This window comes from Aureibacter tunicatorum (assembly GCF_036492635.1).
Classification (GTDB): Bacteria; Bacteroidota; Bacteroidia; order Cytophagales; family Cyclobacteriaceae; genus Aureibacter; species Aureibacter tunicatorum.
This window is the reverse complement of sequence record NZ_AP025305.1, coordinates 3,898,867-3,920,023: the sequence shown is the minus strand read 5'-3', so window position 1 is coordinate 3,920,023 and position 21,157 is coordinate 3,898,867. Positions and strand designations below refer to the sequence as shown.

Below are 21,157 nucleotides of genomic sequence, written 5' to 3'. Positions count from 1 at the left end.
ATACCCCGCAATAATGCATGCCAGTTTTTGCGGGGTTTGTTTTGCCTATTTATTGGTAACGACTATGGATAATGGCTCGATTCTTCCTATGGTGTGTATACCGCTATGATAGCCGGGTTCTGTTAATTTTTTATCTTCAAGCACTCTAGGATGAGCTTGAATTTGAACAGAGATCGCCTTGAATTTAAAATCAGCCATAATTCTTTTTGCGATCACTTTGCTTAGCACTTCCCAAGTAGTGTTCAGTGGATATTCTTTTGAAATTTGAATGTATCCTAATGTAATATCACGGACTTTCCGATAATCCACATAATGATCATGATGGTTCTGTTCATCCGAATATCTGTATTTGACAAAAATGTTTACTTCCGTATTGCTTTGACGATTTGTTTTTTGATCAAGAATTTGGAAAATGAAATCTTGAGTACCTTCCGATGAGATGGCTTCAACATTCGCATTTGCCTGATCAGTGTATGAAGATGTCAATAAAAACAGTGATAGGAGTAGTACGCTGAAATAAGGAGTTGTTTTGAGCATGATTTTTTATTTTCCAACCAACAATATTGGCTTAAGTTTTATTGATTTGTGCTTTCGGAGAATTAATGCTTGAGTGATTACATTGGTACTGGCTTCAACGGAGATACAATGTTGGTGATTCCTGATGTTACCATCTGAACAGCGATCATGGTAAGTATCAATCCCATAATTCTAGAAATGATATTGATAATTGATGGTCTAACATTTTTGGTGACAAAGATAGACGAAGAAAAAACGATAAAGGTTAATGTGCAATTGATTAGCAATGCGGCGATGACCAAGAGGGTATAGATAAATTCGCTTTTGGTGTTTGCGAAACTTATCGTTGTAGAAATAGCGCCTGGTCCGGCAAGCAAGGGGATGGCTAAAGGACTAATGGAAATATCCGAATCAGGCAGATCCTCTTCAGGCAAAGCATTTTCTATTCTCTCCTTCATGATTTTTTCATCGGTATGGGTTTTTTGCAAACCGGATTTTTTACCCATAACCAAAGGCAATGCAATCAGGAATAATATGATGCCACCGGAGATTTTCAAGCTGGAAATCGTAACGCTGAATATATCGAATATAAGTTTGCCTCCCAGAGCGAAAAGACTAAGTATGATGAATGTAATCACAAGAGCTTTGAAAGCGGTTTTTCGGCGTTGAGTGTCCGACATATCCTGAGTGAGGCTGATGAATAGCGGTAGGTTTCCTATTGGATTCAATATGGCGAAAATACTGGTTGCGACTGTAATGATGAAGGTGTAATCTATGTTCATTGTGGAATTAGCGTGTGAAAAAACTATTTGGACAATATGTTAATCTTATTGCAGGATTATTGTTGCCATTTGAAAGCGTATTTCTTACGAAAATAGTCGTATAAATGAGCGCATTGAAATGCTAAAACCAGTGTTTGCTCCGTTTACTTTTTGCTTTTGGCTATGCTGGTATGTCGAAACTTTCAAAATGAAAAAAGGTAGAAGTTTTGCATGCCATATAGTTAGCCAAGTCTTTGGCAAATGATTATTTAATACGTTTAAGATGAAAGCGAACGAAATAGAGAATATTGAACTTGATTACTTAAGCTTTGATGATTATCAAGAGCTTAAAGAGGCGATGATGCAAGTTTACAAGGGCATGGAGGAGAGTTATTGGAGTGCAAGTCAAATAAAGACATTGATCAATAAGTTTTCCGAAGGCCAAGTTGTTATAAAGGTTAATGGTCAATTGGCAGGCTGTGCTTTATCGATTATCGTTGACTACGGTAGTTTTGATGAAAATCATACGTATAAGGAAATAACGGATAATTATTCATTCAATACGCATGATTCTAATGGAGATGTGCTTTACGGCATTGAGGTTTTTATTAAGCCGGAATTTCGAGGCCTGAGATTAGGTAGAAGATTGTATGATTATCGAAAGGAATTATGCGAAAAGTTGAACTTGAAAGGAATTGTCTTTGGAGGAAGAATACCTAATTATCATAAATATGCCAAGCAATTGACGGCCAAGGAATATATTGAGAAAGTCAAGCGCAAGGAAATTCATGATCCGGTATTGAATTTTCAAATGTCAAATGATTTCCAACCTTCTCGAATTCTTAAGAATTACCTCGAGGGAGATACCGATTCCAGTGAGTTTGCGGTATTATTGGAATGGAAAAATATCTATTATGAAAAGCCAAGCGACAAGGCTTCGAGTAAAAAGAAGGTTGTAAGGTTGGGTTTGATACAATGGCAAATGAGATTGTATGAAAATCTTGACGATCTGATGAAGCAAGCTGAGTATTTTGTGGACTCTGTCTCCGCTTATCGATCAGATTTTGCCTTGTTCCCTGAGTTTTTCAATGCCCCTTTGATCGCTGACTCAAACCACCTTTCAGAGGCGCAGGCTATACGTGAATTGGCAAAGTTCACAGGCAGTATCGTCGAAAAATTTTCCGAGTTCTCAATATCATATAATATCAATATCATCACTGGAAGCATGCCTGAGATGAAAGATGGCATCTTATACAATGTGGGGTATCTGTGCAAGCGAGATGGAACGGTGGAAAGGTATGAAAAGATTCATATTACACCGGACGAGACGCAAGTGTGGGGAATGCAGGGAGGCAATGAGATAAAAACCTTTGATACGGATTGTGGCAAAATAGGTGTATTGGTCTGTTATGATATCGAATTTCCTGAATTGAGCAGAATTTTAGCGGATGAAGGTATGGATTTGCTTTTTGTTCCATTTTTAACAGACACTCAAAATGGCTATTCGAGAATTAGAAATTGCGCTCAAAGCAGAGCCATTGAAAATGAATGTTATGTAGCAATAGCCGGAAGTGTGGGCAATCTGCCTCAAGTGGACAACATGGATATCCAATATGCTCAATCAGCCGTTTTCACACCTTGTGATTTTGCTTTTCCTTCCACTGGAATCAAAGCTGAGGCAACTCCCAATACGGAAATGATATTAATTTGCGATGTGGATATAGATTTGTTGCGTGAGTTGAATCAGTTTGGCAGTGTTCGAAATTTAAAAGACAGGCGTAAAGATTTGTATAAAATTATTCGAAAGTCATAGAATTTTGAAAATAAAAAAGCGATGAAAAACCATCGCTTTTTTATCAGTCGGTTATGATTTTGCTATAGCCATTTCCTGTTTTATGCAATCTGATTTGAGTTGGAATTCTTTCCTGTAGCTCAGGCACATGGGATATGATCATGATTTTTTTGTTCGTAGTATTCTGCAATGTTTCCAAAGTAGAAAGAGCTTCCTCTAGAGTATCCTTGTCCAACGTTCCAAAGCCTTCGTCTATGAACAAGCTTTCGATCTGAATACGTTGGCTGGCCATCTCAGAAAGTCCCAAAGCCAGAGACAAAGACAATAAGAATGTTTCTCCACCACTCAGTGTGCGGATAGCTCTGATATCCTCTCCCATTTCCATGTCTTTGACAAAGAGGTCATCGATTTTTTCGCCTTCTTTCTTGCTGTGCACAGTGACAAAACGATATCTAGGGCTCAAGGAATCCAAGTGCTTATTGGCATATTCGAGAAGAATTCCAAGCATTAGGCTCTGAGCATAATCATTGAATTTGTCACCTGAAGCAGAACCGATCATATCATTGAGACAAATCCATGTTTTGAGTTCTTCTTCTTTTTTTGAAATGGACTTAAGAAGTTTTTCTGCCTCTTTTTCATTCTTGGCGCTGTGATTTAGTTCAGCTTTTTCTGATGCGACTTTGTCTTTGACTTCATCGATCCTAAGTTCTGTTTCCGCAAGTCTGCGTTGGTTCTCTTCTTTATCCAAAGGCTCTAAGAATACGATTTCTTCCAGCTTTTCTTTGCGTTCGAGTATGTTGACTTTTGCTCCGGAGATTTGGGATTTGTTAACTTCCAGCTGTTTGTTTTCAGCTTTCAGTTCTTCAATATTTTTCAACTCCAATGCTTGTTGGAGATCTTCCAATGTCTCAAAACCTTTTTCAACTGACCTAGCCAATAGATTAAGTTGCTTCTCCTGAATATCCTGCTCCATCTGCTCGATTTGACTTACTGTCTTCTGCAGATTGGTAGTTTGATTTTCTTTTTCGGTCTGGTTTTTCACCAGCGCTTCCTTGACTTCGGTGACAGCTTTGGTACGAATATCTTTTTCCTGCTGATAGTTTTCTCGTTCTGCCTCCACCTTTTTGTCGCCAAACAATGCCTCCCGAGCATTTTTAAAGCCCTTGGACTGCTCTTTGGCTACTTGATATTGAGCATCGACCTGATGATATTCGACATTGACCTGATCAAAAGCAGTGTTAAGGTTAGTCAGATCATTTTCTGCCAGCTTAATATCATTATTTAACTGATCGGCTTTATCTTTTTTCAATGTATAATCCTCAGACAACAGTTTCAGCTCATTGATATCCGCACTGAAAGCCTGATATGGAGCAAACAAAGATTTAAAACTCTCCTGCGAAGCCTGCCATCTCTTATACGATTGTTGTATTCTGTCAAAGACAAGTAAAAATTTTGAATACTTCTCTATCCTCTCAACTAACTTTTTATCTTGTTTAATAAGCTCCAACTGTGTAAAAAGATTGTGAGGAATTTCAGAGAACAAGTACTTGAACTTGTTATCATAATTTGTTTTTTCATTGTTCAAGGCAATAAGATCTTTTTCTGCCTTACTAATTTCCATATCCACAGCCTTCAAGGAGGTTTGCCCTGCTACTTTCTTTTTTTCAAAACTTTGAAGTTCTACCGTAAGCTTCTTAAGATATTTATTGATCTCCTCCAGCTGTTTTTCAGCTTGCTTAGTCTCGTCAATCTGGTCTTCTTTATGCTCAAATGGATGATCCAAACTTCCGCAGACAGCACAAGGCTGACCTTTTTGCAGTGATTTTCTAAGACCCAGTACCGACTTATTATTTTCCAACTTCAGTCTTTCAACTTTAGCCTTAAGCTCAGTCTCACTCAGTTCAGTATGTTGAATCGCTATTCTCTGCGCTTCGACTTCTTTGTCTATTTGTTTCAGCTCTTTGTCCAGCGAAGTTTTGCGTTCCAAGGCTTCTTTTTTCTGTTGGCTTAGCTTCGCAATATTTTGATAGTGATCTGAAGCTTTTTCGAGCAGTATTTCGGCTTCAGTGTACTTTTCTATATCCCAATCATTAAAAATTCTTTGACCTTTAGCCTCATTTAGCTCACTTTCAGTCTTAAACTTCCAATTATCCAGGTGATCAGTAAACTGAGAATCATTGAGAATTATTTTTACTCTCTTTAATAAACTTTGATCTTCAATACCCGAAACTTCCTGATCAAAGTGTGATTTGTATTCCAATGATTGTGCTTGGGCACTTTCGAGCTTGCCAAGTTCTGAAGAAAGACTTTCGAGCGAAGCTTTCTCCTTGAGCCATTCGGTTAGTTGTGTCTGATTTTTGTCTAGTTCCTGAAGTTGCTGTTGGCTTTGTGCTTTCTTGGACTCTGTTTCCTTTTTCTTTTCAGAAGTGTCCTTTAGCCTTACGGCAAATGATTCCGCTTCTGCGTTGAATTTATCTATTTCCTTGTCATACCCTTCCACACTTTTCCATAGCGTTTCAAGCATGTCTTTTTTATGAGTCCATTCCAAAAGTGACTGGTCAGTCATTTTTTGATTCTGGTTTAAGACATTCCATTGATCCTCGAATGATTGAAGGCTTTGGTCTAGTTTTTCTTTTTCTTGATTTAGGTTTTTCAGAGCGACTTTTTGATCATTCAAGCTTTTCCAATCCGCTTGCAATGGCAGTGCGGATTCAAAAAGTTCCAACGATATTTTTTTCGGTTCAAAAGTCTGAAGTTCTTCCTTTAACTTATTTTCTTTGGATTCCAAGGCTGAGAGCTCTTCCAGTATCTTGTCGAAGTTGTCGAAATTGTCTTTGGTCTTTTTATACTTTGACAGAACAAGAGCTTCCTTATCCAATTGCTCGGTGTATTCCAGAAGCTTTTTTTCTATCTCCTCTTTTTCTTCTATCGACAGTACATTGATTCGTTCTTTGTCTTTGTACAGTTCTTCAAGTTCTTTTTTTCTTTGGTCATAAGCTTGATAAGCTTTGATTGAAATATCTCGAAAGTCAAACGAACGGGTAACTTTTTCCAAAAGCTGATTGCGCTGTTTGCGATCCGCTTTCAAGAGCTTAGCGAATTCACCTTGCGAGAGCATCACAGCTTTTACAAACTGATCATAATGAAGTCCCACGATATCTTCGATTACCGGCACTACTTTATTTTCTCTTCCTTCAGCCAAAATGACTCCTTGGTCATCACCGGAATATTTCAATTCGGAAAACTCCATGCGATAATTTCTGATCTCGTTTTTAGCTTCGCCTCGCTGACCTTTGCTCGCCGTCCAATGCGCTCTGTAATGACTTGCTTTGCCGTCTTTGACTACTTCAAAATCCACGGAAGAAATGGCTTCGCTTTCTCCTCTGGTAACTAACCCGCCGGATTTCTCAAGTTCATTGGCGGAGACTTTTTGATAGCGCGGAGTCTTATTGTAAAATGCTAAAAGAATAGCATCCAAAAGTGTCGATTTACCTGCTCCTGTTGGTCCTACTATGGCTACCAGTTCGGACTGGGCTAGGCTTCCTTCATTAAAATCAACTAAATGCTTTCCTTTCAGGGAGTTTATGTTTTTTATAAAAATGCGGTTAATTTTCATGGTTTAGAGGCTAGTGAGATTCGTTTTCCAATGATTCGAATGCAGAGACAACATTCTGCTTCATGTTTTCATCCAAGTCAGTATCCTTGTTGAGCATATCAAGAAAGATATTTTTTGCCGTAAAATTCTCTTGAGAAATTTTCTCATGATCGTAAAGCGAGGAAGCTGTTTCGCTCTTTTTCTCAAAAGCATACGTATACTTTGCGACCAAACTGTGTTCCTGCCTTTGATGCCATTGGTTTTTCCACTCATCGATTTTGGATCTGAGCAAAGGATCGTAAAGCTCTTCTTTGACATGCACTTCTACCAGATTTGGAAAGAAAGAAGCGACGCTTCCCAGAGTTTCAGCTTTAGATGTAATATTGTCAAATGTTCCTTCCAGACGAACTAATTTCCTGTATGCAGGTATTTTTATAGCTTCAATATTTTTGATCTTGTTGTCAGTTTCGATAAGCCACATTTTATGCTCGTAGTTTCTTTCGGAAAAACTCAATGGGTAAGGCGAACCCGAATAACGAACTTCCGTTTTCGTATCGAATTTTTGAGCTCTGTGTATATGTCCCAAGGCTACATAATCAAAGATGGAAGAAAAGATATCAGCACTCACACCAGCTTGATGTCCCATTTGAATCGGACGTTCTGAATCCGAATCTTCAGATTCCGCTCCAGCAGTAAACAAATGCCCCATAGCTATCACAGGCTTTTCTTCCGTATTTATCTGTTGAACTTTCTCAGCCAATTCATTATAAAAATCCCTGAGAGCTTTTTTCATTACTTCAGAGCGTTCCAAGCTACCGGCTTCCGCTGATGATTTTCTTAAGTCTTGATCTCTTAAAAATGGAACAGCCACGACATACATTTCGATATTGTCGCCATTTTTTACAGGAATAATATGCTCATTTCTATTCTCATGAACATCGCATACCACAGAAACATTTAAGTGTTTCAAAATATTGCTTGTGATGCGTAGCGTGCTTTTGCCATCATGATTGCCATCGGTTATGATTACTTGCTTTGGATATTCAGCGGAATAAAGCTTGGCTAAAAATTGTGTGTATATTTCCTGGCTTTGAAGGTTCGGATATGCCGTGTCAAAAATGTCGCCTGCTATAAGCAACAAATCCACTTGTTCTTTTAGCATATAAGATGAAATCCAATCTAAAAAAGCCTGCTGATCTTCTAGCAAGTCAAAACTATGCAGTCTTTTCCCCAAGTGCCAGTCGGCAGTATGCAATATTTTCATAAGTTGATCAATTTGGATACTAAAATATGGAAAGTCGCATATAATTGAATAAAGAAGAATGAAAATTTACTTTGAAAAAGCATCGATCAAGTATTGATCAGCACATTATGGAAGATTTATTCGAGCTTGTTTTTAATGAGTATAAGTAAATTGGTTAAATAATATTTTGTTAAGATTATAAGTTATTTTGAATTGTGAATTTGAAAAATATTGTCTTAATTTTTTGCCTAAAAAATGTCTTTTTTGGATTGTGTGCCTTATTTTGTAATTAATTTAACCTAAGCGAGATAGCTAGGAGAATTCAAACTTTGAAGGTCTCCAAACACTAAACACAAACAAAATTACCTGCCTATGATTGTTTTATTACTTACTGTCTTTGCAGTGGGCTATGTGGGCATAGCCACTGAACACAATATCAATATTGATAAATCAGCAACAGCATTGCTGACAGGAATACTTTGCTGGACCATATTCATAACCATGGCGGATGTTCCTTCCGAGTTTCTTTCCAGAGAAGAATTTGCAAAGCATATTACCGAGGGAGTTTTTCTTGAGCATGTAGGAGACATTGCAAGCATCTTGTTCTTTTTAATGGGCGCAATGGCAATTGTTGAATTGATTGACGCTCACGGATCATTTGACCTGATGACAAGAAAAATTACAACTCAAAACATCGTGACACTGTTGTGGATCGTAGTTTCATTTACTTTTATCTTGTCAGCGGCGTTGGATAATCTTACTTCCACAATAGTCATGATTTCGATCTTGAGGAAGTTGATTAAGAATGTGAAGATGAGAATGCTGTTTGTATCTATGGTTGTTTTGTCTGCTAATGCAGGTGGAGCATGGTCGCCTATAGGGGATGTAACGACGACCATGTTATGGATTGGAGGACAAATCACTACTTTGGCGATTGTAAAGTCACTGATAGCGCCAAGTATCATTTGCATTATCGTACCGACTGTTCTAGTGTCAGCGATATTAAAGCGCAAAAGGTTTGAGTTAGGAAAGATTCCCGGACAGGGCAATGATGAGTTGTTCTACCATAACGAGCAACTTGGAGTGGATGAGTTTGAAAAGAAACTTGTATTTGCAGTTGGAGTTGGTTTGTTGTTGTTTGTTCCGATATTCAAGACTTTAACGCATTTGCCTCCTTTTGCTGGAATACTATTTGGTTTGGGCGCATTGTGGTTGTTGACTGAAATACTGCATAGAGCAAAGCCTCATAAGTTGAGAAAAGAATTGTCGGTTGTTGGAGTGTTGAAGAAGGTTGATATGCCTTCCGTATTGTTCTTCATGGGAATATTATTGGCTATTAGTGCTTTGGATGTCGCTAAAATTCTGGAAACCACTGCTCATTGGCTAGATACGACTATTCAAAATAACACTATAGTTGGCTTGGCTATCGGATTGCTTTCTGCTGTAGTGGATAATGTTCCTTTGGTAGCTGCCAGCATGGGTATGTATTCATTGGAAACATTTCCTCAAGACCATGCATTTTGGCAGTTTATCGCATATTGCGCAGGAACAGGCGGGAGTTGCTTGATCATTGGTTCGGCGGCAGGAGTGGCCGCAATGGGTATGGAGAGAATCAGTTTTGGATGGTATTTTAAAAATATCAGCTTTTTGGCTTTGATCGGTTATTTGGCTGGAGCGGTTGCTTATCTAGCCAGCATAGGAACTTTTAAAATATAGAGGAGATTATTATTGAATGAAAGTGCCTGCTAAGTTACTCGCTTAGCAGGCATTTTTTTATTTTTTAATCCATAGGATATCCATGTTGTTGTTTCTTTCAAGGAGAAAGTTTCTGTCGAGTTTTTGAGGTTGCTCTCCAATTTTTCCAATATCGTATGGCTCAAAATTGTAACTTTCCAAAAGCTCAAGACAAAGAGCCGGATCTATTCCCCCTTTTCTCATATATCCAGGAGAGTATTCGACAAGCATTTTAGGCACGAATTCCAAGGCTTTTTTTCCTCCAAGAAAAGCGAAGTACTCAAAACCTTCAATGTCCATTTTTAGGAATTTTATTCGTTTGGGGTCAATATTATTTTTTTCAATAAAGTCATCCAGACTTATCGTATTGATTTCCACAGTCTCTGTGCCGTTGATGTCAAGCAACGAATGTCTACCACCATTGCTTTTTTTATATAAGTGCAAATTCTTGGTTTCCGTTTTATCAGATACTCCCATTTGGTGAGCGGAAACATTTGAGGAAGCATTATGAGCTAAATTCGCTTGAAGCAAAGAGAAATTGCTTGGGTCGGGCTCAAAAGAATGGATATGAACATTCTCGGATATTTGACTGGATAGCAATGACGAGTACCATCCAATGTTTGCTCCAATGTCCAAGATGATGTCGTTGTCTTCAAACGATAGATCGTTCAATAAAAAGTTGGAAAGCCGTTCTTCGTAAATTCCTTTTTTGTAAATCTCTCTTCCCACACAATCTGGAGAGAAAAATTCGAATTTGAGATTGAATTGATCTGATTTTCCTTTGATAGTTTTTTTTTGCAAGATGAATCTTTTAAAAAAGTATCCTGCGGATTTCATATAGTATTCTGTATCCTTCATTTCGTAAAAATTATTTTGCAATAGGCTAAAACCTTATAAAAAAGCAATTTTCATGCTTGATAATTAATGAGATAGAAGGCAATTTGAGAAAATAATAAAGGGAAACAAAATGTTTCCCTTTATTATTTAGAATGCTATATAACAATAAGTTATCTAATATAGTTCTGGAAATCTGTCTGGATAGCATTCCGATATGATTTCATATGCTTTGTCAAAAATTGTTTCGGGATTTGGTTTGGAGAAATAATCTCCGTCAGTACTGTAAGCTGGTCGATGTTCTTTAGCGGAAATTGTCGCTGGAGCAGAATCAAGGTATTTATATGCATCTTGTTCTTCCACGACCTTTTGCATCATATATGCGGACGCTCCGCCTGGTGCGTCTTCGTCAGCAAAAATCACTCGATTTGTTTTCTGAATGGATTTTATAATATCGTGATGAACATCAAATGGAAGCAATGTTTGCACGTCTATAACTTCAGCACTGATACCTGTTTGTTCAAGTTTATTGGCTGCGTCAAGTACGATTCTGCACATTGCGCCGTAAGTCACGATTGTGATATCATTTCCTTCTTTCAGAATTTCAGGTTTTCCTAGCTCAAGATTCATTTCGCTTAAGTTGCTAGGCATGATTTCTTTTTGACGATATGCATTGAGGCATTCCACCATAACCGCAGGTTCGTCACTGGCGATTAATGTGTTGTACATTCTGGCTGCTTGCGTGAAGTTTCTAGGCACTAGCAATCGAATGCCTCTTAAGCTGCCGAGTATCATGCTCATAGGCGAACCGGAATGCCATATTCCTTCAAGCCTGTGCCCTCGTGTTCTGACAATCATAGGAGCTTTTTGCCCACCTTTGGTTCTGTATTGCATGCATGCTACATCGTCAGTGAGTGTATTCAGAGCATATACTAGATAATCGAGATATTGAATCTCAGCGATAGGCTTTAGACCTCTCATTGCCGCGCCTGTGCCTTCTCCGATGATAGTCATTTCTCGAATACCTGTATCATGAATTCGGAGTTCGCCGAATTTGTCTTGCAACCCAGCCATGCCTTGGTTTACGTCTCCGATCTTTCCAACGTCTTCTCCAAAAGCAAATACTCTGGGGTCATTAGCGAATAATTGATGAAAATAAGCGTTGATGATTTCCCTGCCATCCACTTCATCAGCGTTATCGTCATAAGCGGGAGCAATAGGAGTGATTTGAGAAATGGATTGGTTGGATTCGCTGTATTGGTGGGAACTGTATTCGTCGGTATATTTTTCTAGCTTAGTCTTTAGCCACTTGTTAAGCTCGTTTCGTTCAGCAGAACTTTCATTTCGAGTCAATCGCAAGACCGATTTGCATGTTTTTATTATATCGGTTTTTAATGGATTGGGTTTGGTGGAAAGTTTTTGGATTTCAGGTTTTATAAATGCCCCGGAAGATGACTTGGCTTGAAGCTTGTTTAAAACATCTATCGCTTCATCATAATCCACTTTAATTGAATTACGATACGCTTTCCATGCTTTGTTTTTGGCTTCTTTGACTTCTTTTTTCGCCGTGTTTTCTATTTGTTGCAGATCCTCTTCTGTGGCAATGTTCTGATCCAAGATCCATTGACGCATTATCTTGATGCAGTCATATTCCTTTTCCCAATTCAGCCTTTCTTCAGACTTGTATCTCTCATGAGAACCAGATGTCGAGTGTCCTTGAGGTTGTGTTATTTCATCGACATGTATCAACGATGGAATATGCTCTGATCTGGCTATTTCAGCGGCTGACGCATATGCTTTGCAAAGCTCCACATAATCCCAGCCTTTGACTTTGAAGATTTCCAATCCTGCTTCAGAATCGGTTTTTTGAAAACCAGCCAAAGCTTCGGAAATGCTTTCTTTTGCCGTTTGATATTTATTTGGAACAGAAATGCCATACCCATCGTCCCATACAGAATGTATGATTGGAAGTTGCATGACAGCGGAAGCGTTGATCGCTTCAAGAAATACTCCTTCCGATGTGGATGCATTTCCAATGGTATGAAAGACCACCTCGTTTCCATTTTCGGAGAAAAGATTGTCTTTGGGAAGCTCATGGCAGTGTCTGTAATACTTGGAAGCATAGCCCAAACCGATGGTTCTGGCAGTTTGACCTCCTGTAGAAGATACATCCGAAGCCGTGTTTTTGACGCTTTTTTGATCTTTCCATAGACCTTGTTCGTCAAGAAGACGAGTACCGAAGTGGCCGTTCATCATTCTTCCCCCAGAAGAAGGGTCGGCATTTAAGTCGGTATGAGCGTATATTTGCGCAAAATACTCTTGCACAGTGATGCTGCCGATAGCGAATATAAAGGTTTGATCACGATAATATCCTGAACGCCAATCTCCTTGTTTGAAAGCTTTGGCCATAGCCACTTGCGCGACTTCTTTGCCATCTCCAAATATGCCGAATTTGGCTTTTCCCATGAACACCTCTTTCCTTCCCGTAAGGCTTACTTCACGGCTGAGATATGCCGTTGTGTAGTCTTTAAGAATTTCCTCGTTTGACAGGCGAATATCATTCAAAATTTTTATATCTGGCACAATCTATATTTATTTATATTAAATCAAAAAGTGAAGAATTGTCAGGCAAAAATAGTCAATCTATTCCAAAGAGCCAATTCGCTTCTTTCACTTGCTTATAATAAGTACGACAGAGCGATGTACATTGTTTGTTTGCGGATGGTGGCTGTGGATTGCTAATATGCGCGAAAGGTTATATTGGGCTTGCTTATCTGTAACTTTTTTATATTTTTAAAAAAATATGCCTTCAGCCAATGATTATTTTAAAATATCTTCATAATTTACGCACAGTTTAAGGATATTATAATTTTAAGGATATGATAATCGGAGTACCTAAGGAAATCAAGAATAACGAAAACAGGGTAGCTTTGACGCCTGCCGGAGCCAGCGAATTGGTGAAGAATGGGCATGATGTTTATGTTCAAGCTACAGCAGGTTTAGGGTCAGGATTCTCTGACGAGGAGTATGTGACTGCGGGAGCTAAGATTTTGCCTACTATAGAGGAAACTTATGCTATCGCTGAGATGATCATGAAGGTAAAAGAGCCTATTGAGCCTGAGTACAACTTGATCAAGGAAGACCAATTGTTATTCACATATTTTCACTTCGCTTCTTATGAGCCGTTGACTAAGGCTATGATTGAGAACAAGTCTGTGTGCCTTGCTTATGAGACGGTTGAAAAAGAGGATAGAAGCTTGCCTTTGTTGATTCCTATGTCTGAAGTAGCTGGTAGAATGGCGACTCAAGAAGGTGCTAAGTACTTGGAGAAGCCATTGAAAGGTAGAGGCATATTGCTAGGCGGCGTGCCGGGAGTGAAGCCTGCCAAAGTATTGGTGCTGGGTGGCGGTATCGTAGGTACGCAAGCTGCTAAAATGGCTGCCGGACTAGGTGCGGATGTGACAATCATGGACATTAGCTTGCCAAGATTGAGAGAGCTGGATGATATCATGCCGGCGAACGTTAAGACATTGATGTCCAACGAGTACAACATTAGAGAAGAAATTAAGACTTCTGACTTGATCATCGGAGCTGTGTTGATACCTGGAGCTAAAGCGCCTCACTTGGTGACTAGAGAGATGTTGAAAGACATGAGAGCTGGTACTGTATTGGTGGACGTTGCGGTAGATCAAGGCGGATGCATCGAAACTTGTACTCCAACAACTCATCAAGACCCTACATTCATCATAGATGATGTGGTTCATTACTGTGTGGCTAACATGCCTGGAGCTGTGCCTTACACTTCAACTTTGGCATTGACGAATGCTACATTGCCTTACGCTATTCAATTGGCGAACAAAGGTTGGGTGAAAGCTTGCGCTGATGACGCAGACTTGAAAAAGGGTCTTAATGTGATCAAAGGAGATGTTGTCTATGAAGCGGTTGCGGAAGCATTTGACTTGGAGTATGTGGATATTGAAAAATATTTCGCGGAAACTGTAGAAGCTTAATTCAAAACAGGATATATTTAAATTGATAAAGGGGGCTTTCGAGCCCCTTTATTTTTGGCTTAAGTTTCTTTCAATTATTTTTTTTGCCTCTTCAAGCACTTCCTCAGCCTCTCTGTTTTTGGGGTTTATGCTATGGTGGATTTTTACTTTCATTTCAATGCCGGTAGGCATTGGGTACCATCCATTTTCCACAAGTTTGTAGCTATTGGATACACTGATAGGAATAACTAAAGCACTGGGCATTCTGCTTAATAAAGTTTTGAATCCATTGATGGAAAATCGTTTTAATTGGCCATCTCGACTTCTTGTGCCTTCAGGAAATATGCAAACCGCTAGATTTTCTTTTTCCGCAAGCTTGGCAAGTTTTAGAATCTCGCTCAATGCTTGTTTGGAATTCTTACGATCAATCAAAGCATGTTTGCCATGCCTTAGGTTGTAGGAAATGGAGGGAATCCCTTTGCCTAGCTCTATTTTAGACACAAATTTCACACTCCTGTCCTTGAATGCCCATCCAATGGGAGGAATATCATACATGCTTTGGTGGTTAGCGACAAGTATTAAAGAACTATCGGGAGGGTAGATTTCTTCATTGTATTCTATCGAACATGAGTTGCCGGAGAGGTTTATATTTTTCATGATAAGATATTGCATAGCGCTGGCTATTCGCATATGCCATTTATATCCTCCGGATTTTCTGGCGATGATTTGCAAGAAATGGAAGATCCCTAAGATCCCATAAAATCCAAGCAAGTATATTGGCGTCAACACATATTTTAGCATAAACCTAGGCTTTAAATTAGATTAATTCATTTTACTTTGTGAAATATGTGAAAAGTGGTTGATGTTGGAATGGGATAAATTTTCCAAAAATAATAAATATTAACCAACAAAAATACAAAGAGAAGCATTAGCTTTCTATAGCTGAAACAATTTTAGTGAGATGACTAATATTTTAAATTTTTTTGATCAGGAGAATAAATCTCTTAAAAGGTTGGGATTGGCTTTGTCTGGAGGTGGAGCCAAAGGAATGGCTCATTTGGGAATTTTGCAATTTTTCAGGGAGGAAAACGTGAATTTTCATGCCGTCTCAGGGACAAGTATTGGAGCTATTGTCGGAGCCTTTTATTGCAAAGGATATACGCCATTGGAAACATTGGATTTCTTTAAAAATACATCCTTTTTTTCCTTTGATAAGTTTTCATGGGGATCGAAAGGTTTGATTGATTCTAGCAAATTCATTGATGATTTTAAAAAATACTTTCCTGAAAATAATTTTTCCGAGCTGGAGAAGCCTTTGGTGGTGTGCGCTACGGATATTTTGGAAGGGAAAGAGGCTGTTTTCAATAATGGGAAATTGATAGAAGCTTTGTTGAGTTCCGCTGCTTTTCCCGGAATGATATCGCCTATGGAATGGAATGACAAGTTGTATGCTGATGGAGGGATTTTGAATAATTTGCCCGCCAGCCATATAAGACACGAGTGCGAGTATGTCGTTGGCATTAAGCTTCAACCCATTGAGCATATGAAAAAGTCGGATATAAATTCCACATTTGATTTGTTGGCGAGAGTATATGAATTGAATGGATTGTCTACAGAATTGCGAGAAATGGATCATTGTGATTTGGCATTGGTACCTAAGCATTTGCTGTTCGTGAGCACATTTAATGTGAAAAGTGAGGACTTGGAACGCACTTTTGAATTAGGATATGAATATGCCCGAGAGTATTTTTCTGCTCAGCAAAAAGAATTGGATAATTTGAAAAAGCGAAGTGAGTGAAAAGCTGTGAAAAAGAAATTGGATCAAGGGCTTTAATTGTTAATTTTGAGGCATAAAGCTGTTAGAGGCTTATTAGTGGATAATAAAGAGGAGAAATTATGAGCAAGAAGAAAAAATGGAAAGATTTTACTGGAGTTGTATATTCTACAGATCCGGATTATGAATACGAGACGGGCAATGGCGAAGAGTTGGAAACCCTTGAGCCTTCCAAGCAGAATCTTAAAATCATGCTAGACAAAAAACAGCGAGGAGGCAAACAAGTCACTTTGGTGGATGGATTCGTAGGCACTGAGGATGATTTGAAATCTTTAGGCAAAATGTTGAAGTCCAAATGCGGTGTTGGCGGCTCTGCTAAAGATGGAGAAATATTGGTGCAAGGAGATCATAGGGACAAGGTATTGGACATCTTGATCAAGGCAGGGTACAAAGCAAAAAAGGCAGGAGGATAATTTTTTTCAAGAAAAAGGTAAACTTTTATAGGACTAAGACAGTATAAGTCTATATATTTGTAATTACAAATTATGTAGTGATTTATGAGTATTGACAAGGCGATAAAACAAACAAAGGGCTTCAAAGACGAAAGAAAAAGAGCCGTAATAAATGTGATGTACACAGGCAATTGGCTGGTGGGACATGTTAATGACCTTCTTAAGCCTCATAAGCTTAATGATCAACATTACAATATTTTAAGAATACTTAAAGGAAGATATCCAGATTACATTTCGCCGGGACAAGTAAAGGAAGTTTTGCTGAACAAAAGAGGAGATCTGACTCGGCTTGTGGACAAATTGGTGAAAATGGAGTTGGTGAATAGATGCAATAATGACGAAAATAGAAGAGTCGTTAATTTGAGCATTACGGAGAAAGGGCTTCAGCTTATTGAAGACTTGGAATTAGAGTATGAAATGAGCGAAAAGCATGAGAATAAATTGACGGAAGAGGAAGCTAAGACATTGAATATTCTTCTCGATAAAATGAGAGAATAAAAAAATTTGAAAAGATATTCGTAAATACAAAAATTGTAAAAACTATGAAAAAGATTTTGGCATTTTCAGGAGGAAACAGAAAGCAATCAATCAATAAAGCTCTTGCCGCTTATGCAGTAGGCCAAGCATCGAAAGCATCCGGTGAAGTAATTGATTTGGTTGATTATGAAGCTCCGATTTACAATCAAGATTTGGAAGAAGAGCAAGGAATTCCACAAGCTATTGTGAGTTTGCAGGAGAAGTTGGACGAGGCCGATGCTTATATTATCGCTTTGCCGGAGCATAATGGTTTGCCGCCAGCGGCTTTCAAAAATACAATTGATTGGTTGTCAAGACATAAGCAAGGTTTCTTTGGGCAAAAGCCGATTTTGCTATTGAGCGCGTCGCCCGGCAAATTTGGAGGAGCGAATGCATTGAGCGCTGTTGAAGGATTGTTTAAATGGTGGGGAGGAGAAGTTATAGGCAAATTCAGTATTGGAGAGTATCATGCTAAGATAGATGAAAGTGGTGCTTTGAAGGATGAAGAATCTGTAGAAGCCTTAAGGGGATTAGTCGAAAGTATTCAAAATAAAATTGAAGTGGTTGATGCATAGTGGTGTGATTTTGCGGAGCGCCTGTGGGACTTTTAAATGGCGTTCCGCACACTTTTACTTTTTAACCAGATAATTTAATCGTATTTTTTATGATACAATTTTTTGTTCTGAAGAGTGTTTAATCTTTAAAGTGCTATATTAATAATCAAATTTTTTATTTATCATGATTATTAAAGAGCTAATTATTAATACTGCTCACTTGGTAGAGCAAAAGAAGTTTTATAGCGAGACCATGGGGTTGAAGCTAATCGATAGCGATGAAAATAGTTTCGTTGTAGAAATTGGAAACTCTCAACTCAAGTTTGTAAGCAATGAATCCTTTACACCTTATCATTTTGCGATTAATATTCCCTGCAATATGGTGTATGAAGCTTTGGCTTGGTTGAAAGAAAAGGTTGTGATCTTAAAGGATGGTGAAAACGAAGTTCAAGAGTTTGTGAATTGGAATGCGGAATCAATATATTTTTATGATGGCGATAGGAATATCGTTGAGCTTATCGCTAGAAAAAATTTGGATAATGAATCCAATGGTGATTTTGGACTGGAACATTGGCTTGAGGTTTCAGAAATAGGCATGCCTGTAGATAACATTGCTGAAATATTAAATCGATTGAGAAGCAAGGTCGGCACCGATGTTTATGATGGTAGCGTTGAAAGGTTTTGTGCAATTGGAGATGAAAAAGGCCTTATTATATGTATTGATAAAAACAAGAAAAAGGAATGGTACCCTACAAAGGATTTTCCATATTCATCATTCTTTAAATTGATCCTTGATGAGAAAGACAAAAGCTTTGAGTTGGAGTTTAATAGTGGCGAAATTAAGATAATACACATTGCTTAGGAGAGGGAAAAATAATCCCACAAGATAAACAGAAGTTTTTCGTGGGATCTTATTTTATTTGGCTTCTTTTACAACGACGATGCCGTGATGCGATTTATCAACAATGATTGCTAGACTTGGCTTGATCGTGTAAGACTGCTTTTCTCCTGTGTCTACTTTGTAGGTGAAGACTAGTTCATCTACATCTTTTTTCTTTAGGCTAACAGGCTCGATGGTCGTGGAATATTTTGTTTCGGGTAATACTACCGCAATTACAAATTGCTTGTCGAAGTCGATTTTCGTGGGCTTCCCTTCTTTTCCCATTGTCGTGGCAGATCCAAATATTTTATCGAATTCTTCTTCTGATTTTAGCTTTGGATACTTCAGTTTATCCACATCATTCTTGACGAAATAATTTTGAGCGATAGTGAAAGGAATGGAATGTTTCTCCTCTTTTTCTTTAATTGGCTTCTCTGCAACAGTTGCCGAATTGTTATTTTCGGTTTTAGAGTTTTCCTTGCTTTCACTTTTTTTCGACTGGCATGATGCAAAAGCGAAAACCACTGCCAATATCAAAAATAATTTGTTCATAATAATACTTGATTGATTTTCTGATAAACTCTTGAATGCTGTTATGGTTGTTTTAAAACTCGTTTTAATCCGGACAGTTTAGAGAAGCATGTTATTTAACAAGTAATTAAGTTAAAGAAATCTTAATGGAGGAATTTAAATTAAATGTTGATCTATTTTATTCCTTTGCTGAAAAATAGGAATATGAGCGAAAACAATGCTAATCTTTCTGATGAGGCACTCTATGAATTGGTCAGGCATGGGAATCAGCTTGCCTATACCTCATTGTATGAAAAATATTGGGATGAATTATTTAAAATAGCTTATCATATGACAGGTTCTTTGCATGATGCGGAGGATATTCTTCATGAGCTGTTCAGTGAATTGTGGTTAAAAAGAAATCAGATAATGATATCCAAGACATTTGGAGTCTATGTGCGTACTTCATTGAAGTATAAAGTTTTTAGGTATTTTAGTCAACAAGGAAAAAGCAAGCTTATGGTCGGAGAAGGAGAGTTGATAGAAATAAGCTCTCCTGATTCGACAGAAGTTCAATTGGATTTCGAAGAATTGTATGATAGAATAGAAGTAAGCGTCCAAAATTTGCCTGAAAAATGCCGAGAAGCATTCAAGTTGAGCAGATTTGAAGGAAAAAGCGTCGTTGAGATCGCTGAAATAATGAAAATCTCTCCTAATACCGCTCAAAACCATATCAATAAAGCATTGAAAATTTTAAGGTTGGATTTGCATGACTACGTTTCAATTGCAACTTTTTTTAACGCCTTGTTAATTGATTATTTTCATAACATTACGAAGTAGCGCTTAATGTTTTCTTATTGATTTTTTTCATTTTTGATTAGTTGTCATCACTCGTTTATGTCACTATACTATTGAATGATGAATTTTTTAGTATGCAAAAGAAAAAATGGATTAACTCGCTTTTCGATGGAACCATAAATGATGATGAGCTTGAAAAGCTGAATGATTGGTATGCATTGGAGTCAGAAAAGGCTTTGATGAATAATGAATTGGAGGAACAAATTCCAATGCTTAAAAATCGAATGCTGACAAAGCTTCAGACTGACGTTATCGAGGAAAATCTAAATCAGAAAAGTTCCAGAAAGGTTATTACGAGGAAGTTCAAGACAATGGCGACAGCTTCGGTTTCATTGATTGGATTTTTATTTATGCTAAGCTGGTTTTTTTCAAAATCTGATCAAAACATGACGGCTTTTAGCAATGACACCAATACTGTTAAGCAAGTGATTTTGCCTGATGGAACTTTGGTGTGGTTAAATGCCAATGCCTCAATTCAGTATTCGGGAGACTTTAATGAAGAGGATAGAATGATTTACCTCAAAGGCGAAGCTTACTTTGATGTGATAAGAGATATACATAAACCGTTTGTTGTTGAGTCTGGAAATGCTGCTACGATCGTTCTCGGAACTGAATTTAATATCAATGCAAGAAATGAAGATCATATTGTTGTTTCGGTAGCTGAGGGTATAGTGAGAGTAGAGGAGAAAAATTATTTTGAAAATGATGAAAATCGTGTATTGACCATAGGACAGGAGGTAGTTTACAGTAAGACAAGCGGACTTTCAGAACCCATAGAGTTTGATTCGGATATTTGCTTGAGTTGGAAAATGGATACTTTAAGGTTTGATGGAGTGAAACTATCGAAAGCTTTTGCCATGTTGGAAAAGAAATATGACGTGGATATCAAAGTAAAGAATAAAAGTATCAATGAATGTGAAATTTTTGGAGAATATGGGAATGATGAGCTTTCAGATATACTCGAGACTATGAGTTTTGCTTTAGGGTTTTCTGTGAAAGCAAATGAATCAGACGCGACTATTGTAATCAATGGCAATGGATGCGACTAAATAAAAAAATAAAGTGGCAGTCCAGGTCAAGCACCACCCC

At 38.0% G+C, this 21,157-nt stretch carries 18 protein-coding genes; 10 read left to right on the top strand and 8 right to left on the bottom strand.

All coding sequences use genetic code 11. The features are described 5' to 3' along the window. Positions 1 to 45: 45 nt before the first annotated feature. Positions 46 to 537 carry a hypothetical protein gene (locus tag AABK36_RS16535; protein ID WP_309940212.1) on the bottom strand — a complete coding sequence of 164 codons (492 nt, stop codon included), beginning with the start codon at positions 535 to 537 and terminating at the stop codon, positions 46 to 48. 77 nt (positions 538 to 614) lie between these two features. Next, positions 615 to 1,298 carry a MarC family protein gene (locus AABK36_RS16530; protein ID WP_309940213.1) on the bottom strand — a complete coding sequence of 228 codons (684 nt, stop codon included), beginning with the start codon at positions 1,296 to 1,298 and terminating at the stop codon, positions 615 to 617. Positions 1,299 to 1,560: 262 nt separating this feature from the next. Between AABK36_RS16530 and AABK36_RS16525 the strand changes: the two genes are divergently transcribed. Next, positions 1,561 to 3,090: a carbon-nitrogen hydrolase family protein gene (locus AABK36_RS16525; protein WP_309940214.1), complete on the top strand. Its 1,530-nt coding sequence runs from the start codon at positions 1,561 to 1,563 to the stop codon at positions 3,088 to 3,090. A gap of 43 nt (positions 3,091 to 3,133) precedes the next feature. Here the strand turns inward: AABK36_RS16525 and AABK36_RS16520 are convergent, their stop codons facing one another. Together AABK36_RS16520 and AABK36_RS16515 are read right to left on the bottom strand one after the other, a co-directional pair. Next, on the bottom strand, positions 3,134 to 6,685 hold the full coding sequence (locus tag AABK36_RS16520; protein ID WP_309940215.1) for an AAA family ATPase: 3,552 nt from the start codon (positions 6,683 to 6,685) through the stop codon (positions 3,134 to 3,136). A 10-nt stretch (positions 6,686 to 6,695) separates the two neighbouring features. Continuing rightward, complete coding sequence (locus AABK36_RS16515) at positions 6,696 to 7,928, bottom strand: metallophosphoesterase family protein (protein ID WP_309940216.1); 1,233 nt, start codon at positions 7,926 to 7,928, stop codon at positions 6,696 to 6,698. A 351-nt stretch (positions 7,929 to 8,279) separates the two neighbouring features. Here AABK36_RS16515 and AABK36_RS16510 point away from each other — a divergent pair, with 351 nt between their 5' ends. Then, entirely contained in the window at positions 8,280 to 9,623 is a 1,344-nt protein-coding gene (locus tag AABK36_RS16510; protein WP_309940218.1) for an SLC13 family permease, read from the top strand. Positions 9,624 to 9,680: 57 nt separating this feature from the next. Here AABK36_RS16510 and AABK36_RS16505 read toward each other — a convergent pair whose 3' ends face one another. Both AABK36_RS16505 and AABK36_RS16500 read right to left on the bottom strand, forming a co-directional pair. Further along, complete coding sequence (locus AABK36_RS16505; RefSeq protein WP_309940220.1) at positions 9,681 to 10,499, bottom strand: FkbM family methyltransferase; 819 nt, start codon at positions 10,497 to 10,499, stop codon at positions 9,681 to 9,683. Positions 10,500 to 10,652: 153 nt separating this feature from the next. Then, positions 10,653 to 13,058 carry an alpha-ketoacid dehydrogenase subunit alpha/beta gene (locus tag AABK36_RS16500; RefSeq protein WP_309940221.1) on the bottom strand — a complete coding sequence of 802 codons (2,406 nt, stop codon included), beginning with the start codon at positions 13,056 to 13,058 and terminating at the stop codon, positions 10,653 to 10,655. A gap of 296 nt (positions 13,059 to 13,354) precedes the next feature. Here AABK36_RS16500 and ald point away from each other — a divergent pair, with 296 nt between their 5' ends. Further along, positions 13,355 to 14,485 (top strand): alanine dehydrogenase, encoded by a 1,131-nt coding sequence (gene ald, locus AABK36_RS16495; protein ID WP_309940222.1) that lies wholly within the window; start codon positions 13,355 to 13,357, stop codon positions 14,483 to 14,485. A 48-nt stretch (positions 14,486 to 14,533) separates the two neighbouring features. Here the strand turns inward: ald and AABK36_RS16490 are convergent, their stop codons facing one another. Further along, positions 14,534 to 15,265 (bottom strand): lysophospholipid acyltransferase family protein, encoded by a 732-nt coding sequence (locus AABK36_RS16490; protein ID WP_309940223.1) that lies wholly within the window; start codon positions 15,263 to 15,265, stop codon positions 14,534 to 14,536. A gap of 160 nt (positions 15,266 to 15,425) precedes the next feature. Between AABK36_RS16490 and AABK36_RS16485 the strand changes: the two genes are divergently transcribed. The 5 genes from AABK36_RS16485 to AABK36_RS16465 all read left to right on the top strand — a co-directional run bounded on the left by AABK36_RS16485 (position 15,426) and on the right by AABK36_RS16465 (position 18,682). Continuing rightward, positions 15,426 to 16,262 (top strand): patatin-like phospholipase family protein, encoded by an 837-nt coding sequence (locus AABK36_RS16485; protein ID WP_309940224.1) that lies wholly within the window; start codon positions 15,426 to 15,428, stop codon positions 16,260 to 16,262. A 98-nt stretch (positions 16,263 to 16,360) separates the two neighbouring features. Beyond that, positions 16,361 to 16,711, top strand: coding sequence for a translation initiation factor (locus AABK36_RS16480; protein ID WP_309940225.1), 351 nt, complete (start codon positions 16,361 to 16,363; stop codon positions 16,709 to 16,711). Positions 16,712 to 16,795: 84 nt separating this feature from the next. Further along, entirely contained in the window at positions 16,796 to 17,248 is a 453-nt protein-coding gene (locus AABK36_RS16475; protein ID WP_309940226.1) for a MarR family winged helix-turn-helix transcriptional regulator, read from the top strand. A gap of 44 nt (positions 17,249 to 17,292) precedes the next feature. Beyond that, positions 17,293 to 17,841 (top strand): NADPH-dependent FMN reductase, encoded by a 549-nt coding sequence (locus AABK36_RS16470; protein WP_309940227.1) that lies wholly within the window; start codon positions 17,293 to 17,295, stop codon positions 17,839 to 17,841. Positions 17,842 to 18,004: 163 nt separating this feature from the next. Further along, positions 18,005 to 18,682 carry a VOC family protein gene (locus AABK36_RS16465; RefSeq protein ID WP_309940228.1) on the top strand — a complete coding sequence of 226 codons (678 nt, stop codon included), beginning with the start codon at positions 18,005 to 18,007 and terminating at the stop codon, positions 18,680 to 18,682. Between the two features lie 54 nt (positions 18,683 to 18,736). On the opposite strand, the gene AABK36_RS16460 is transcribed toward AABK36_RS16465, so the two are convergent. Next, a complete protein-coding gene (locus tag AABK36_RS16460; protein ID WP_309940230.1) occupies positions 18,737 to 19,252 on the bottom strand; it encodes a hypothetical protein in 516 nt (171 codons plus the stop codon). A 183-nt stretch (positions 19,253 to 19,435) separates the two neighbouring features. Here AABK36_RS16460 and AABK36_RS16455 point away from each other — a divergent pair, with 183 nt between their 5' ends. Together AABK36_RS16455 and AABK36_RS16450 are read left to right on the top strand one after the other, a co-directional pair. Then, a complete protein-coding gene (locus tag AABK36_RS16455; RefSeq protein ID WP_309940231.1) occupies positions 19,436 to 20,050 on the top strand; it encodes an RNA polymerase sigma factor in 615 nt (204 codons plus the stop codon). 92 nt (positions 20,051 to 20,142) lie between these two features. Further along, on the top strand, positions 20,143 to 21,117 hold the full coding sequence (locus AABK36_RS16450) for a FecR family protein (RefSeq protein WP_309940232.1): 975 nt from the start codon (positions 20,143 to 20,145) through the stop codon (positions 21,115 to 21,117). Positions 21,118 to 21,157: the final 40 nt, after the last annotated feature.